The organism is Kribbella sp. NPDC104740 (assembly GCF_055583505.1).
Map to the genome: position 1 here is coordinate 1 of NZ_JBVJNV010000003.1, position 15,330 is coordinate 15,330.

Here is a 15,330-nt window from a genome sequence, read left to right on the forward strand (position 1 = left end):
TAGGACAAAAGGGGGAGGTTCCTCCTCCCGCCTCCCCCCCCCCCCCCCCCCCCCCCCCCCCCCCCCCCCCCCCCCCCCCCCCCCCCCCCCCCCCCACGGCGGGTGGGAAGAGGCGAGGAGTCCGGGGGGCCTGACCGACCCGGTGGCTACACCTCGCGCGAGGCCTTCAGCGCCGCGCGGATCAGCGGGATCTGCAGCGGCAGCCGCCCGAACGCGATCGCCTTCGCGCGCGGCGATCCCTTCCGGTTCACGTCCGCGGCCATCTGCACGTTCGCCGGGAAAACGACCGCCAGCAGCCCCGCACTGGCCAGTCCGGCGAGGCGCCGCGTCCGCGGGTGGAGCAACCCCGCGGCGCAGGCCAGCTCGGCCACCCCGGAGGCGTAGACCAGCTCACGCTTGGCCGGCAGCGCCTTCGGGACGATCCGTTCGTACGGCTTCGGCTGGGCGAAATGCAGCACACCCGACACGGCGAACAGCACCGCCAGACCGGTCGTGCTCTTGCTCCGTCGACTCATGAAGCCCACCTTATTACCTACGAGTAATCACGGCAGCGTCCCGTACGGCGTGGCCGCCGCCTTCGCGGCGTACAGGAACGCGCCCTTGTTCTTCGGCCAGAACGTCGAGTCCATGCACGAGTACGCCGGGAAGAACCCGCTGCACGCCCCCGACCCGGCGCCGACCTCGAACGTGTACGACGGCACGCCGCGCGTCCCGTACAGCCAGTCGTCGGTCGCGCCCGGCGCGAAATACCCGACCCCGCCGTCCCCGGTCGACACCGGGTACCCGTTGAAGGCCCCCATCTTCTTGCCCAGAGCAACCAAAGCGGCCCGGTTCGGCGCGGCCGTGTTCGTGTACCCGTAAGGCGCCAGAATGTCGTTCCCGTAACTGTGCAACGTCAGGAACACCCCGGTCGTGTCAGCAGAAGCCGGCGACCCGACATCACCCTTGGTGTCCCGGAACAGCTTGTCCAGCAGCCCCTGAACAGCAATGGTCTCCGGCTCGGAGACCGCCTTGACGCCCGGGTACGTCTCGTCGCACGGACCACCCTCCTGCGGGTCCCACTGGAAGCTCGAGTTCCGGTTCAGATCGATCCCGGCCGACGCGGCCGGGCATCCACCCGCAGCGTTGTTCACGTTCTTGCGCTGCATCACCGGCCGGTTCGGTGACGACGCGACCACGTCGACGCCGTCCGGGTTCGCCATCGGCACCACCCACAGCTCGCGGCTGTCCATCAGCGAGGTGATCGCCGCGTCCTTCCCGTACGACGACACCAGCAGGTCGATCCAGCGGTACGCCAGCTCGCCGGTTGACAGCTCACGCGCGTGGATCTGCGCGTGCAGCACGAACTTCGGCTTCTTCCCGGTGCTGCTCAGCGTGCAGTCGCCCGCCGCGAGCTTGGTGATGCAGAGCGCCTGGATGTCGTGCCCACCCTGGCCCTTCGTCTTCTTCCACGAGTCGCCGATGTCGTACAGCTTCACCAGGTCCGGGTGCGCGGCCGCGACCGCCGCGTTGTGCTCCTCGTGCCCGGTCGACGTGTGGTAGCCGCCATAGAACGTCCCGACCGCGGCGGCACCGCGCGGCAGCGGTTGGTACACGTCCCCGATCTTCCCGAGCTCGACTCCGCGCTCGCGCAGCGACGCGACCTCGTCAGGAGTCGCGACGACGACCGGCCGCGACCCGTGGCCGTGGCTGATGTCGTACCCGTCGCGGATCAGCCCGGCGACCGTCGTACCGGCCGGGAGCTTGAGCGAGTAGTACGCCGGTTCAGGTGCGGCGATCGGTGGCGCGGCGTTGCCGCTGGGGGCGACGACGACGGCTGCGGCGGCGAGGGCCAGACAGGCCAGGGGGACAGCGATTTTCCGCATGGGGTTCCTTCCGCGGGGCGGGGCGGTTCGGAACAGCAAACCTCACCCGCGGTCGCCGTACCATCACAGCGAGCGCTCAGCCTCAGAACAGGATGGTCGCGAACGTCTCGACGGTCCGGAAACCCACCCGCTCGTACGCCGCCCGCGCGGGCGTGTTGAACGCGTTCACGTACAGCGTCACCACCGGCGCGATCTGCCGCGCCAGCTCGACCACCGCGGCCATACCGGGCGCGGCCAGCCCCTGACCGCGCCGCTCCGGATCGACCCAGACGCCCTGGATCTGGCAGACGCCGGTCCCGACCGAACCGACCTCGGCCTTGAACACGACCTTGCCGTCCTCGATCCGCGCGAACGCGCGCCCGGCGCGGATCAGCTCGGCGACCCGGGACCGGTAGAAGGTGCCGTCGGGCCCGGTCTGCGGCGGGACACCGACCTCCTCGGTGTACATCGCGACGCAGGCCGGGTAGAGGATGCCGAGGTCGACCGGTTCGACCGGGCGGACCAGCGGATCGGGCTCGACCTCGGGCGGTCCGTCGATCACCATGAACGGCTGCTCGCCGCGGATCTCGCGGGCCGGTCCCCAGTGCGGTTCGAGCGCCGTCCACAGCTGGTCGACGGCGACCGCGGGCCCGAGGATCTGGAAGCAGGTCCGGCCCCGGCGCAGTGCGTACGCCGCGAACGCGCGCAGCGCCGCCTCGCCCGCGCCGACCGGCACCATGTTGCCGCCGGCATGGCACAGCGACTCGAGCACACCCTTCTCGACGTACCCCCAGACCTCCGCGCCGCGGCGCGGATCGAGCCCGGACGCCTGCACGAGACTGTCCACGAACACGTTCACGACAGGGTCGCGGGCGATGACGGCCCTCGCCGCTGAGAGGTCGCGAGGACCCAGAACCCGTACGCCCACGCGGAGAACCTAGCCGATCGCACGCGTTCTGGCGCGTAGCGGGTCGCTTCAGGCTTGCACCGGGTCGGTTTCACCCGCCAGCCGGCGCAGCGGCGAGGTCCACGCGACCAGTACGCCGGTGAACGCGAACACCCCGAGCACCACCATTCCGGTGCGCACACCGAGGTGGCTGCCGAGCAGTCCCCCGGCCACCGAGCCGAGTGTCCAGCCGACTCCCCAGGACAGCATCCGGCCGGCCGTGTTGACCCGGCCGAGCAGGTGCTCGGGCGTGACCTGCTGCCGGTACGAGATCGAGTTGACGATCACCAGCACGTACGCCGAACCCCAGACCAGCAAGGCGATCGCGGCCAGCGGCCAGGTCGGCATCAGCGGCGTCACGACGCCGAGCGCGGCCGACATCGGCAGCGCGTACAGCGTGATGGCCGCGGGTTGCAGGCGGCGCAGCAGCCGCGGCAGACCGGCCGCCGCCGCGAGCGCGCCGATCCCCCAGGCGCCGTACACGAGACCGAAGCGCAGTCCCGACGTACCGATGTGCAGAACGCGGTCGGTCCAGACCACCATCAGCGCCATGAAGCCGCCGCCGGCGAAGGACTGGATGCTGCCGACGATCGTCATCGTGCGGACGCCGGCGTGCCCGATCAGGTACCGCACACCTTCGGCGATGTCGGCGAACACGACGCGCGGTCGCAGCGGCGCACGTCCGGCGCGCTGCTCCGACATCGCGCGCAGGATGCCGCGGATCGCCAGCGCCGACGCGGCGAAGCTCAACGCGTCGAGCGCGAGCAGCGTCGCCGGGTTGATCACCGCGAGGGCGAGCCCGGCCAGCGCCGGGACGAACAGCTCGACCAGGCTCGACGCGGTCCAGACCGCGGCGTTCGCTTGCGCGACCTGGGCGCGGCCGACCAGGACCGGCAGGGCGCCGAAGTTGGCGCCGTCGAAGAAGGTCGCGACGCCTTGGACCAGGAACGCGACGACGAGCACCTGCGCGACGGTCAGCGCGTCGAGCCAGTAGGCGATCGGCACCGAGCTGATCAGCGCGGCGTTGACGAGGTCGGCCGCGACCATCACCCGCTGCCGGTTCCAGCGATCGGCCAGCGCTCCGGCGAACAAGCCCGCGAGCAGGTACGGCGCTGCCTCGAGCGCCGTGACCAGGGCCGTCAGCAACGTCGACCCACTGAGCCGGTAGACGAGCACCGGCAACGCGATCGCCGTCACCATCGAGCCGGCCGTCGACAGCACCCGGCCGAGCCAGTACCGGCGGAAGTCGGGGTCGTCGCGCAGGCGGACCGGCGTACCGGCGGTCACGCGTTGACCTGCACCGGCTGACCGTCCGGGTCGGTGATGGTGACGGTCCGAGCCTGAAGCTCGGCGCCGTCGAGACGCTCGGCGATCTCGGCCAACGGCTGGCTCGTCCACAGCTCGAGCCGTACGTCGAACTCCCCGGCCGACGCGCCGAAGGTCACCGCGTCCCGGACGCCGAGGATGTCCAGGAACGGCGTCCACTCCGCTTCCGCCGCACCGAGCAGCCGCGGCCTGACCACGAGCCGCTCGTCAGGCTTCGACTCGTGCAGCTCGTACCCGTACAGGTCGTCGGAGCGCTCATCGATCCAGATCACCACGCCGCCCGGCCCGGTGACCGACAGCACCCGTCCGTACGCCTCGTCGAAGGTCGTCGCGTCGTCGTAGCCCGCGGCAACCAGCCGGTCCCGCAGCTCGTCGATCGCGTCGGCCTCGAAGGACAGCCGGGTGTCGCCGTGCTTGCCACCGGTCGACGACGACGCCGCGTCGTGCAGCGCGACCATCCCGCTCCCCGCCAAGAGATCCACCCAGCCACCTTGCGCCCCCTCGACGCGCGGCGCCAGACCGAGCGTCTCCAGGAACCCGCGCATCGCCGCGACGTCGGCCGTGAACCGCAACGGCCGGATCACCACGTGGTTCATCCTCGCGCCTCCCCGTGCTTGTCCAGGTACTCCGTCATCGCCTGCTCGACCAGGGCGGACAGGCTCGCGCCCTCGTCGATCGCCTTGTGCTTGACCCGGCGGATCAGGTCGGGCGGCAGGTAGACGTTGAACTGCGCCTTCTTGGCAGCCTCTTCGGTCATGGTTAGGATGCTAGCAAGCTACCAAGGAGGACGGCAATGCGCTTGAACCACCTGAGTCTGCTGACCGACACCGACGCGAAGAACCAGGAGATCGCGGACTTCTTCGGCCAGGTCCTCGGCCTGCCGGTCCGCGGCAACGCCGGTGAGGGGTACGCCGAGATCGACGCCGGCGACATCGTGGTCTCGCTGCACCGCGGCGCGCTGATCGACGACTACGGACCGCTCGGCGGAACGCTGCTGCAGTTCGAGACCGAGGACGTGCACGGCGACATCGAGGCGATCCGCGGGCGCGGCGGGAAGGTCGTGCTGGAGCCGATGGAGACCGACTGGGGCAGCACGAGCGCGTACGTCGCCGGGCCGCACGGCGTACTGGTGGAGATCTGTCACATGCACGGGTGACCCGTGCATTTCAGACGGCCGCGGCGACCAGTGCGTCGTCGAGGTTCTTCAGCAGCCAGGCCTTCGGCCGGGCGCCGACGACCGACCAGATCAGCTCGCCGCGGTGGAACAGCATCAGCGTCGGCATCGCCATCACCCGGTAGCGGGCCGGGATCTCCGGGTTCTCGTCGGCGTTGAGCTTGACGATGCTCATCCGGTCCGCGCGCTCGGTCGCGATCTGCTCCAGGACCGGGACGATCTGGTGGCACGGCGGGCACCACTGCGCCCAGAAGTCCACCAGCACGGGCTTGTCGGCCCGCAGGACGACCTCGTCGAAGTTGCCTTGGTCAACGATCTGCATCGGTCCTTCTCCTTCTCCAGCTCTCGGCATCGGCGAGGAGGCCGGTGAGCTTGCCGCGCAGGTCGGTGAGCTCGGCGATCCGCCGGTCCACCTCCGCGATCCGCAGCCGGTACGCCGTCAGCGACGCCGGGCACACGTCGGCCCGGTCGTTGCCGGCCCGCAGGCACTCGATGAATGGGTAGGTCTGCTCCGCGGTCAGCCCGAGGCTCAGCAGCGCCTTCACCTCGCGGACGATCACGACGTCCTCAGCGCGGTAGCGCCGGTAGCCGTTCGGCTCCCGCTCGGGCTTCAGCAGCCCCTGCGCCTCGTAGTAACGCACCGCCTTGACCGTCACACCGGCCTCGGCCGCCAGGTCCCCGATCTGCATCCCTGCCTCCTCGTCCCCGACCGTAAACCTTGCCCCTGGGGGCAAGGTCAAGCGTAGAGCGCGGGATCGACACCGCCGGGCTGCCGGAGACCGGCGACGCGCGAGAATGGCCCGCATGATGCTCGGCAGCTTCCGGCACGACCCGGACCTCGACCTCACCGGCCGCACGCTCCAGCGCACCGCCGTACGGGGTGCGCTCTTCCGCGGCGACCAGCTGCTGATGCTCAGCTCGCGGCACGGCGACTACAAGTTCCCCGGCGGCGGCGTCGAGTCCGGTGAGGACCAGTCGGCCGCGCTCCAGCGGGAGTACCTGGAGGAGTGCGGCCTCGGCGGCGTCGAGGTCGGCCTATCGTTCGGCAGCACGGTCGAGTACCTGCGCCCGATCGAGCCGGAGTACCGGGTCTTCAAGATGACCTCGCACTACTACTTCTGCTCCTCCGACGGATCGCTCGGCGACCAGATCCTCGAAGGCTACGAGGCCGAGCTGGAGCTGACCCCCACCTGGATCACCGTCGACGATGCCCTGCGCGCCAACCAGGCCGTGCAGGAACGCGGCACCGGCGTCATGCGGTGGCTGGTACGGGAGACGAAGGTGCTGGAGCACCTGCTGACTGCCGAGCGACCCGCGCCAGCGGGCGGGTGAGCGCGGCCGACGCGAGCAGCGACAGGACAGCGAGCGCGGTGATCGCCGCAGCGGGGCCGACGAGATCCGCCGCCGCGCCCGCGATGACGGCCGTGACGCCGAAGGTCGTCATCCGCAGCGCCGACTCCAGGCCGAGGACCTGACCGCGCAGCTCGATCGGGGTCGCGTCGGTGAGCAGCTCCTGCTGCGCCAGCGAAGCGCCGTACCCGATGGTGCCCAGGGCAACCAACCCGGCCAGTACGCCGAGCGGCAGGTCGAAGGCGAAGCCGAGGAACGGCGCCGCGAGCAAGAACCGTAGGTACGCGCTGACGCGGCGGCGGCCCTCGCGGCTCAGGAAGCGGCCGATGACCAGGTCGCCAGCCATCATGCCGGCGGCGCCGGTGGCGAGGAGCAGGCCCGCGCCGGTACCGGCGTACGGGACGAAGAGGGCCTCGCAGCCGACGATCAGTCCGTTGGGGATGCAGAGGGCGAGCAGGAGCGGGCGGGTGCTCGGGCGAGCGAGCAGCGCCTTGTTGCCGCGCCAGGTCTCGCGCAGACTCGTGCCGGCGAGGCGGCGGGGCGGGCGGTTCTGGAGGCCGAAGCGGAGCACCGGGACCGCCAGACCGGCGAAAAGGGTGGCGAGCCAGAAGACCTGTTGCGGTGTGAGCACCTGCAGCAGCAGCCCGGCCGCACCGAAGCCTGCGATCTGCATTGCGCCGACGGACAGATTCATCGCCGACCGCCCGAGCACGAACTGATCGGGCGCCACCACCTCGTTGAGCAGTCCCCACCGCACCCCCGCGCCGATACTCAGCCCGTACGCGACGACGAGCGTCAGCAACACCCGCGCGGCCGACGGTAACTCCACCGCCGCCTGCACCCCGACAGCGATCGTCGACAGCACCGCCAGCAGCACCAGAATCCGCCGCGGCCGCGCCGTGTCCGCCGCGGACATCAACGTCGACGCGCCCACGACCTGCGCCAGCGACGGCCCGAACATCACGAACGCCGAGAGCAGCGCGGAGCCGGTCTGCTCGTTCACGACGATCGCGAGCGTCAGGCTGGTCATGGTCGACGAGGCGTTGCCGAGCGCGCTGCTGAGCCACAGGCTGCGGAACTCGGAGCGGCGGAAGATCTCGCGGTAGGTGCTCATGCTCAAACCCTCGCCGTACGGCGGGCAGCCGCCTACAGTTTCGTCTGGAGCCGAAACGTCGTCGCGCTCAGCTGGAGTCCGTCCCCTCGTTGGAGGTGGGAGTGTGTCCGAGTTCCTCGTCGACGCCGACGTGCTGGTCAACGCCCGCTTCGGCACCTCCCAGCTGACCGAGACCGTCTCGGCGCTGAAGATGCTCCGCCAGCCTTCGCAGCCCTGGTACCGCGCCTGGCGCGCCCAGCACCTCCCGGGTTGGCAGTCGCAGCTGTCCGCCCACCCGCTGGGCGCCGCCATTCTCGACGCCGCCTTCGGCCCGCGCTGGACCGCCGACTTCCTCACCGTCCCGCCGCTCGCCCCCGACCTGACGTTCGCCGAGGAGATCGCCTCCCTCGCCGCCCTCACCGACGACCGCATCCGGGCCGACCTGCTGGTGACCCGCTCGCCGTCGAAGGCGTCCTTCGCCGGCACCAAGCCCCGGCCGGCCGCTTCCCCCGGCGATCCCTCGCAGCCCGCTCCGCCCGCCTTCTCCTCCGGCGATTCCCCGCAGCCCGCTCCCCACGCCTTCTCCCCGGACACTCGCGCGCGGCCCGCTCCTCCAGCGTTCTCCCCCGACGACCTCCGCGCCCTCCCCACGGTCGTTGCCGACAGCCACGACCTCGCCGCCGCCGTCGTCGAGCTGCTGCGCTGGATCTGGACCACCACCGTCGAGCCCGACTGGCCCCGCCGCTACCGCGTCCTCCAGGCCGACATCGTCTCCCGGACGTCGAGCCTCAGCGCCCGCGGCTGGTCCGGCGTACTGGCCGGGCTCGGTCCCGACATCCGCTGGCTCGGCGACGGCCGGCTGCAGGTGAACCGCACCGACTTCCCGCCGACCGACGTCCGCGGCCACGACCTGATGTTCATCGCGACCCACAGCCTCCGCTCGAGCGTGACCTGGCGCCTGCCCAGCCAGTTCGCGATCACCTACCCGGTCACCGGCATCTTCGCCACCGTCCAGCCGCTCGCCGACCCCCTGGTCCGCCTGCTCGGCCGCAACCGCGCCCGCATCCTCGTCGAAGCCGCCGCCCCGGTCAGTACGACGGCGCTCGTGGCAACCACCGGCCTGTCCCTGGCCAGCGTCGCCGACCACCTTCGCGTCCTGTCGGACGCCGGGCTGCTCCACCGCCGCCGCTCCGGCCGCCAGGTCCTCTACTGGCAGACCACCACCGGCCAGGCCATCACCAGCCAGGCCGACTAGCCGATCCCGGGTCCAGCTGATGCCGGGGTCCAGCTGATGCCGGTCTAGCTGATCCCGGTCTCCTGCCGCACCCACTCGGCCAGCACCTTCGCACTGGCGTCCACCTGAGCCGGCCAGTCCAGCGCCGAGTCGTCCGCCGAGTCCGACACGTGCTTCACCAACCGCACCCGGACGCCGAACTCCCGGCACGCGTACACCACGCCGTACGCCTCCATGTCGACCAGATCGGCCCGCTCGGCCAGCCGGTCACGCAGGACGGGATCGGCGACGAACACGTCTCCCGACGCCAGCACCGTCCCGTCGCCGCCCTCGATCGGCAGGATGTCCGCCATCGGCAGGCCCATCCCGCGCAGCGCGTCGGCGTTCACGTCGTGGTTGAGCACCTGACTCGGCAAGTACAACCCCGCGAGCCCGTCCTTCAACGCACCCGTCGTACCGACGTTCAGTACGACGAGATCGGTCGTGTCCATCCCCGCAAGCGCCTTCGCGGTGGCGACCGCGGCGGCGGTCTTGCCCACCCCGGTCAGCACCACCGGGATCGCGTCCGGAACGTATTTCGCCTCGCCGGCGACGGCGCTGACCACCAGGTACCGAGTCACGGCCGAATCCTACCGGCGCCCCGGAACGCGAAAGGTGCCCCGGCCGGAACCGTGGCACCTTCACGACACATCCCGAACCCGGCACGGCCTCGCCGCACCTGTTCGGTCAGCCGACGGTCACCGTCGGCTCGCCGCCCTCGACGGACTCGCCCATCTCCTCGGCGATCCGCATCGCTTCCTCGATCAGGGTCTCGACGATCTGCGACTCCGGCACCGTCTTGATCACCTCGCCCTTGACGAAGATCTGGCCCTTGCCGTTGCCGGAAGCAACACCGAGGTCGGCCTCGCGGGCCTCGCCCGGACCGTTCACGACGCAGCCCATCACGGCGACCCGCAGCGGGACCTCCATCCCCTCCAGCCCGGCGGTCACCTGCTCGGCCAGCGTGTAGACGTCGACCTGGGCGCGCCCGCAGGACGGGCAGGAGACGATCTCGAGCTTGCGCTCGCGCAGGTTCAGCGACTGCAGGATCTGCAGGCCGACCTTGACCTCCTCGACCGGCGGCGCGGACAGCGAGACCCGGATCGTGTCGCCGATGCCCTTGGACAGCAGCGCCCCGAAGGCGACCGCGGACTTGATCGTGCCCTGGAACGCCGGCCCGGCCTCGGTGACACCGAGGTGCAGCGGCCAGTCTCCGCGCTCGGACAGCAGCTCGTAGGCCTTCACCATCACGACCGGGTCGTTGTGCTTGACCGAGATCTTGAAGTCGTGGAAGTCGTGCTCCTCGAACAGCGACGCCTCCCAGACCGCGGACTCGACCAGCGCCTCAGGCGTGGCTTTGCCGTACTTCTGCAGCAGCCGCGGGTCCAGCGAGCCGGCGTTGACGCCGATCCGGATCGAGGTGCCGTGGTCCTTGGCGGCCGCCGCGATCTCCTTGACCTGGTCGTCGAACTTGCGGATGTTGCCCGGGTTCACCCGGACCGCCGCGCAACCGGCCTCGATCGCGGCGAACACGTACTTGGGCTGGAAGTGGATGTCGGCGATCACCGGGATCTGCGAGTGCCGGGCGATCTCCGGGAGCGCGTCGGCGTCGTCCTGCGAAGGGCAGGCGACCCGGACGATGTCGCAGCCGGCCGCGGTCAGTTCCGCGATCTGCTGCAGCGTGGTGTTGACGTCCGACGTCAGCGTCGTCGTCATCGACTGCACCGACACCGGCGCGTCGCCGCCGACCAGCACCTTGCCCACCTTGATCTGGCGGGTCTTGCGGCGCGGGGCGAGGGTCGGCGGAGGCAGCGCGGGCATGCCCAGGGAGATGCTCATTTTTCCTTTAACCGTTGAGGAGGGTTATCCGTTGAACAGCCGGATCGGGTTGACGATGTCGGCGATGACGAGCAGCACGCCCATCACCACGATCACACTCGCCGCCGCGTAGGCGATCGGCAGCAGCTTGGCGGTGTCGACGTAACCCGGGTCGGGCCGGCCGAGCAGCTTGGCGAAGCCGCGCTTGATGCCCTCCCAGATCGCGCCCACCATGTGGCCGCCGTCCAGCGGCAGCAGCGGGATGAAGTTGAACAGGGCGAGGAACAGGTTCAGCGAGGCGAGCAGCGAGACCAGGAAGGCGATCCGGGCCGCGCCGGTCAGGTCGTTGTTCGAGGCCACCTCGCCGGCCACCCGGCTGGCGCCGACGACGCTCATCGGGCTGTCCTGGTCGCGGTCGCCGCCGACGATCGACTTGGCCACCCCGACCAGCTTCTCGGGGAAGTTGCCGAGGGCCTTGACCGTGGCGACGGTCAGCTCGCCCATCTTGTCGACCACGAAGCCGAAGTCCTGGCGCTCGATCTTCTGCTCCGGCGAGACGCCGAGGAAGCCGACCGAGACGAACTTGTCGGAGTTCGCGTCCTCGCGGACCTGGTTCACGATCGTGCTCGTGGTCAGCGTCTGCTGGGCGCCGTTGCGCTCGACCACGATGGTGGCCGGCTTGTCGGTGTTGGCCCGGATCAGCGGCGTGAGCTGGTCCCAGCTCTCGATCGCCGTACCGTTGAAGGAGACGATCTTGTCGCCGACCTGGAAGCCGGCGGTCTTGGCCGGCGAGTCCTTGTCACCCGTCTGGCACTTGCGGTCGGCCGAGGCCTGCGAGGCCGGGATCACGCAGTCGGTCACGGTCGCGACCGTGGTCTGCGCCACCCCCGTGCCGTAGATCATGAACAGCCCGGCGAACAGGACGAACGCGATCACGACGTTGACCAGCGGGCCCGACGCCATCACGATCAGCTTCTTCCACCAGACCTTCTGGTAGAACAGCCGGCCGTCGTCGGCCGGGTCGATCGTCTCGTACTCCGCGGAGCGGGCGTTCTCGACCATCGACTGGATCGGGCCGGTGTTGGCCTTGCGGACCTTGGTCGGGTCCTGGCCCTTGGCCGGCGGCAGCATCCCGATGATCCGGACGAACCCGCCGGCCGGGATCAGCTTGATGCCGTACTCGGTCTCGCCGCGCTTGACCGACCAGACGGTCCGGCCGAACCCGACGAAGAACTGGGTCACCTTCATCCCGAACAGCTTGGCCGGGACCATGTGACCGACCTCGTGCAGGCCCACCGAGACGAGGATGCCCACGACGAACAGAACGACGCCGATGAGGGTCAGTAGTGCGGTCATGCCGGTGTGGTCTCCTGGCCGTTGTCATTGCCGCCGCCGGTCAGCTCACGGGCCCGGGTCCGCGCCCAGGCGTCCGCGGCGAGCACGTCGTCGATGGACAGTTCCTCGTACGAGGGTACGTCGTGCTCGGTCACCACCCGGGCGACGGTGTCGACGATCCCCAGGAACGGCAGCCTGCCGTCCCGGAACGCCTGCACGCAGACCTCGTTCGCCGCGTTGAACACTGCCGGCGCCGTACCGCCCCTGGTCCCGGCCTCGCGGGCCAGCTGGACCGACGGGAACGCCTCGCCGTCGAGCGGCAGGAACTGCCAGGTGCTCGCCTCGGCGAAGTCCCACGGCGGCGACGCGTCCGGTATCCGGTCGGGCCAGCCCAGCCCGAGCGCGATCGGCAGCGTCATCGTCGGCAGCCCGACCTGGGCGATGGTGGCGCCGTCGTGGAACTCGACCATCGAGTGCACCGCCTGCTGCGGGTGCACCACGACGTCCACCCGGTCGATCGGTACGCCGAACAGCAGGTGCGCCTCGATCAGCTCCAGCCCCTTGTTGACCAGGGTCGCGGAGTTGATCGTGACGACCGGGCCCATCGCGAAGTTCGGGTGCGCGAGCGCCTGCTCGACGGTCACCTCGGCCAGCTCTGAGCGGGGACGGCCCAGGAACGGCCCGCCGCTCGCGGTCAGCAGCAGCTTGCGCACCTCGTCACCGCTGCCGCCGCGCAGGCACTGAGCGATCGCGCTGTGCTCGGAGTCGACCGGCACGATCTGGCCGGGTTTGACCCGCCGGGTGACCAGCGGTCCGCCGATGACGAGGGACTCCTTGTTGGCCAGCGCCAGCGTGTTGCCCGCGTCGAGCGCGGCCAGCGTCGGCTGCAGCCCGAGCGACCCGGTGATGCCGTTCAGTACGACGTCGCACGGCAGCGCCGCCAGCTCGCTGGAAGCGTCCGGCCCGGTCAGGATCTTCGGGATCCGGAACTCGCCCTGGGCGTACCCCTGCTTCTGCGCCTCGGCGTAGAAGGCGAGCTGGAGGTCCTGGGCCGTCGTCGCCTTGGCGACCGCGACCACCTCGACCTCGAACTCCAGCGCCTGCCGCGCCAGCAGCTCGACGTTGCCGCCGCCCGCCGACAGTGCGGTGACGCGGAACCGGTCGCGGTTCCGCCCGATCAGCTCCAGGGCCTGGGTGCCGATGGAGCCGGTCGAGCCGAGAATGACGACGGTACGCGGATTCACCAGGCCATTGTTTCAGGTCCGGCCCCGGCGCAGCGATTCGTCCTTCGACGGGCTGTGGACAGCGCTTTCGACCGGGTGTCGGCGATACCTTTGACCCATGAGTCTGGAGCAGCCCCCGCCCGCCCGCCGTGCCTCCGACCGCGACCGGGAAGAGGCCGCGTCGGTCGTCCAGGAAGCCCACGGCGACGGGCGTCTCGATTTCGAGGAGCTGGACCAGCGGCTGACCCAGGTGTACGCCGCCAAGACCGAGATCGAGCTGCGGGCAGCGACCGCCGACCTGGTCCCCGCCGAGCCAGCCACCGGGACCGACCTGACGATCCGGGCCAAGCACAGCTCGCAGAAGCGGGAAGGCGCCTGGCAGGTCCCGGCACGCGTCGTCGCGCTGGCCGAGCACTCGAGCATGAAGCTCGACTTCACCGACGCGGTCGTCCGCCGGCCCGAAGTGCACGTCGACGCACAGCTGAAGCACAGCTCGATGACCGTGATCGTGCCGCCGGGCTGGGTGGTGAACATCGACGAGATCGACGTCACCGGCAGCTCGACCAACAACAAGACCGGCCCAGCCGGGCGGGACGGCGTACGGCTGATCATCAGTGGGCAGGCGAAGTGGAGCTCGGTCACCGTGCGGCACCCGCGCAAGCGGCGTTGGTGGTGGCCGTTCTACAGCAAGTGAGGAGTTCCACAGCCGGGTCTGTGGATGACCCCGAGCCCGGCGGGCGTCGTTGCGGATAGTTTGACTTCATGACCGTTTCGCTGGATCTCGTCGACGTCGACTCCCTGCTCACCGAGGAGGAGGTCGCCATCCGCGCGACCACTCGCCGGTTCGCCGACGAGCGCCTGCGCCCAGCGCTGCCCGAATGGTTCGAGACAGCGTCGATCCCGGCGCGTGAGCTGGCCAAGGAGCTCGGCGCGCTCGGGCTGCTCGGTATGCACCTGACGGGGTACGGGTGCGCCGGCCTCGGCCCAGTCGCGTACGGGCTGGCCTGCCTGGAGATCGAGGCGGCCGACTCGGGCATGCGGTCGCTGGTCTCGGTCCAGGGCTCGCTCGCGATGTACTCGATCTGGAAGTACGGCAGCGAGGACCAGAAGACCGAGTGGCTGCCGCGGATGGCGGCCGGCGAGGCGATCGGCTGCTTCGGGCTGACCGAGCCCGACTTCGGCTCGAACCCGGCCGGGATGCGGACGAACGCGCGGCGCGACGGCGACGACTGGGTGCTGAACGGGTCGAAGATGTGGATCACCAACGGTTCGGTGGCCGACGTCGCGGTGGTCTGGGCGCGGACCGACGACGGCGTGCGCGGTTTCGTCGTACCGACGTCGACACCGGGATTCTCGGCTCCGGAGATCACCCGCAAGCTGTCGCTGCGGGCCTCGGTGACGTCCGAGCTGATCCTGGAGGACGTCCGGCTGCCCGGCTCGGCGATGCTGCCGGAGGCGCGCGGGCTGTCGGGCCCGCTCGGCTGCCTGAACGAGGCGCGGTTCGGGATCATCTTCGGCGCGATGGGCGCCGCCCGCGACTGCCTGGAGACCGCCGTGGCGTACGCCGGTGAGCGGCAGGTGTTCGACAAACCGCTCTCGGGGTACCAGTTGACGCAGGCGAAGCTCGCCGACATGGCCGTCGAGCTGAACAAGGGCGTTCTGCTCGCCGTGCATCTCGGCCGCCTGAAGGAGCAGGGCGCGCTGCGGCCCGAGCAGGTCAGCGTCGGCAAGCTCAACAACGTGCGCGAGGCGATCGCGATCGCGCGGGAGTGCCGCACGATCCTGGCCGCGAACGGCATCAGCGGGGAGTACCCGGTGCTCCGGCACGCGAACAACCTCGAGTCGGTGCTCACCTACGAGGGCACGTCGGAGGTGCACCAGCTGGTGATCGGCCAGGCGCTGACCGGGCAGGCCGCTTTCCGCTGAACCCGGCCTGGTTGGTTGTGCA

At 70.4% G+C, this 15,330-nt stretch carries 18 protein-coding genes; 5 read left to right on the forward strand and 13 right to left on the reverse strand.

Annotated elements, in window-relative coordinates:
* Positions 1 to 146: 146 nt before the first annotated feature.
* The 6 genes from ACZ6Z4_RS16095 to ACZ6Z4_RS16120 form a co-directional block, all read right to left on the reverse strand.
* Positions 147 to 515, reverse strand: coding sequence for a DoxX family protein (locus tag ACZ6Z4_RS16095; protein WP_465563820.1), 369 nt, complete (start codon positions 513 to 515; stop codon positions 147 to 149).
* A gap of 27 nt (positions 516 to 542) precedes the next feature.
* Positions 543 to 1,865 carry a M14 family zinc carboxypeptidase gene (locus tag ACZ6Z4_RS16100; RefSeq protein ID WP_465563823.1) on the reverse strand — a complete coding sequence of 441 codons (1,323 nt, stop codon included), beginning with the start codon at positions 1,863 to 1,865 and terminating at the stop codon, positions 543 to 545.
* 82 nt (positions 1,866 to 1,947) lie between these two features.
* Positions 1,948 to 2,772, reverse strand: a complete 825-nt coding sequence (locus tag ACZ6Z4_RS16105) for a GNAT family N-acetyltransferase (protein ID WP_363670611.1) — start codon at positions 2,770 to 2,772, stop codon at positions 1,948 to 1,950.
* A gap of 48 nt (positions 2,773 to 2,820) precedes the next feature.
* Complete coding sequence (locus tag ACZ6Z4_RS16110) at positions 2,821 to 4,077, reverse strand: MFS transporter (protein WP_465563826.1); 1,257 nt, start codon at positions 4,075 to 4,077, stop codon at positions 2,821 to 2,823.
* Complete coding sequence (locus ACZ6Z4_RS16115; RefSeq protein ID WP_465563829.1) at positions 4,074 to 4,712, reverse strand: VOC family protein; 639 nt, start codon at positions 4,710 to 4,712, stop codon at positions 4,074 to 4,076. The genes ACZ6Z4_RS16110 and ACZ6Z4_RS16115 overlap by 4 nt, the downstream gene beginning before the upstream one ends.
* Positions 4,709 to 4,873, reverse strand: coding sequence for a ribbon-helix-helix domain-containing protein (locus ACZ6Z4_RS16120; RefSeq protein WP_465563832.1), 165 nt, complete (start codon positions 4,871 to 4,873; stop codon positions 4,709 to 4,711). Before ACZ6Z4_RS16120 ends, ACZ6Z4_RS16115 begins: the two co-directional genes overlap by 4 nt.
* Before the next feature lie 36 nt (positions 4,874 to 4,909).
* Between ACZ6Z4_RS16120 and ACZ6Z4_RS16125 the strand changes: the two genes are divergently transcribed.
* The gene (locus tag ACZ6Z4_RS16125) at positions 4,910 to 5,272 is read left to right on the forward strand and encodes a VOC family protein (protein WP_363670619.1); all 363 of its coding nucleotides are present in this window, start codon (positions 4,910 to 4,912) and stop codon (positions 5,270 to 5,272) included.
* A 10-nt stretch (positions 5,273 to 5,282) separates the two neighbouring features.
* Here ACZ6Z4_RS16125 and trxA read toward each other — a convergent pair whose 3' ends face one another.
* Both trxA and ACZ6Z4_RS16135 read right to left on the reverse strand, forming a co-directional pair.
* Positions 5,283 to 5,612 carry a thioredoxin gene (trxA, locus tag ACZ6Z4_RS16130; RefSeq protein ID WP_465563836.1) on the reverse strand — a complete coding sequence of 110 codons (330 nt, stop codon included), beginning with the start codon at positions 5,610 to 5,612 and terminating at the stop codon, positions 5,283 to 5,285.
* Positions 5,599 to 5,979, reverse strand: coding sequence for a MerR family transcriptional regulator (locus tag ACZ6Z4_RS16135; protein WP_465563840.1), 381 nt, complete (start codon positions 5,977 to 5,979; stop codon positions 5,599 to 5,601). The genes trxA and ACZ6Z4_RS16135 overlap by 14 nt, the downstream gene beginning before the upstream one ends.
* 115 nt (positions 5,980 to 6,094) lie before the next feature.
* On the opposite strand from ACZ6Z4_RS16135, the gene ACZ6Z4_RS16140 reads away from it, so the two are divergent.
* Entirely contained in the window at positions 6,095 to 6,622 is a 528-nt protein-coding gene (locus tag ACZ6Z4_RS16140; RefSeq protein ID WP_465563843.1) for an NUDIX domain-containing protein, read from the forward strand.
* On the opposite strand, the gene ACZ6Z4_RS16145 is transcribed toward ACZ6Z4_RS16140, so the two are convergent.
* A complete protein-coding gene (locus ACZ6Z4_RS16145) occupies positions 6,543 to 7,754 on the reverse strand; it encodes an MFS transporter (RefSeq protein ID WP_465563845.1) in 1,212 nt (403 codons plus the stop codon). The genes ACZ6Z4_RS16140 and ACZ6Z4_RS16145 overlap by 80 nt on opposite strands.
* A 103-nt stretch (positions 7,755 to 7,857) precedes the next feature.
* Between ACZ6Z4_RS16145 and ACZ6Z4_RS16150 the strand changes: the two genes are divergently transcribed.
* Positions 7,858 to 8,988 carry an ArsR/SmtB family transcription factor gene (locus tag ACZ6Z4_RS16150; protein WP_465563848.1) on the forward strand — a complete coding sequence of 377 codons (1,131 nt, stop codon included), beginning with the start codon at positions 7,858 to 7,860 and terminating at the stop codon, positions 8,986 to 8,988.
* Positions 8,989 to 9,032: 44 nt separating this feature from the next.
* Here ACZ6Z4_RS16150 and ACZ6Z4_RS16155 read toward each other — a convergent pair whose 3' ends face one another.
* The 4 genes from ACZ6Z4_RS16155 to dxr all read right to left on the reverse strand — a co-directional run bounded on the left by ACZ6Z4_RS16155 (position 9,033) and on the right by dxr (position 13,403).
* Positions 9,033 to 9,587 carry a nucleosidase gene (locus ACZ6Z4_RS16155; RefSeq protein WP_465563851.1) on the reverse strand — a complete coding sequence of 185 codons (555 nt, stop codon included), beginning with the start codon at positions 9,585 to 9,587 and terminating at the stop codon, positions 9,033 to 9,035.
* A 106-nt stretch (positions 9,588 to 9,693) separates the two neighbouring features.
* Positions 9,694 to 10,845, reverse strand: coding sequence for a flavodoxin-dependent (E)-4-hydroxy-3-methylbut-2-enyl-diphosphate synthase (gene ispG, locus ACZ6Z4_RS16160; RefSeq protein WP_363670633.1), 1,152 nt, complete (start codon positions 10,843 to 10,845; stop codon positions 9,694 to 9,696).
* A gap of 24 nt (positions 10,846 to 10,869) precedes the next feature.
* Positions 10,870 to 12,180 (reverse strand): M50 family metallopeptidase, encoded by a 1,311-nt coding sequence (locus ACZ6Z4_RS16165; RefSeq protein ID WP_465563855.1) that lies wholly within the window; start codon positions 12,178 to 12,180, stop codon positions 10,870 to 10,872.
* The gene (gene dxr / locus ACZ6Z4_RS16170; protein ID WP_465563857.1) at positions 12,177 to 13,403 is read right to left on the reverse strand and encodes a 1-deoxy-D-xylulose-5-phosphate reductoisomerase; all 1,227 of its coding nucleotides are present in this window, start codon (positions 13,401 to 13,403) and stop codon (positions 12,177 to 12,179) included. Before dxr ends, ACZ6Z4_RS16165 begins: the two co-directional genes overlap by 4 nt.
* A gap of 97 nt (positions 13,404 to 13,500) precedes the next feature.
* On the opposite strand from dxr, the gene ACZ6Z4_RS16175 reads away from it, so the two are divergent.
* Both ACZ6Z4_RS16175 and ACZ6Z4_RS16180 read left to right on the forward strand, forming a co-directional pair.
* Positions 13,501 to 14,076, forward strand: a complete 576-nt coding sequence (locus tag ACZ6Z4_RS16175) for a DUF1707 SHOCT-like domain-containing protein (protein ID WP_465563860.1) — start codon at positions 13,501 to 13,503, stop codon at positions 14,074 to 14,076.
* A gap of 68 nt (positions 14,077 to 14,144) precedes the next feature.
* Positions 14,145 to 15,308, forward strand: a complete 1,164-nt coding sequence (locus ACZ6Z4_RS16180) for an acyl-CoA dehydrogenase family protein (RefSeq protein ID WP_465563864.1) — start codon at positions 14,145 to 14,147, stop codon at positions 15,306 to 15,308.
* Positions 15,309 to 15,330 lie beyond the last annotated feature (22 nt).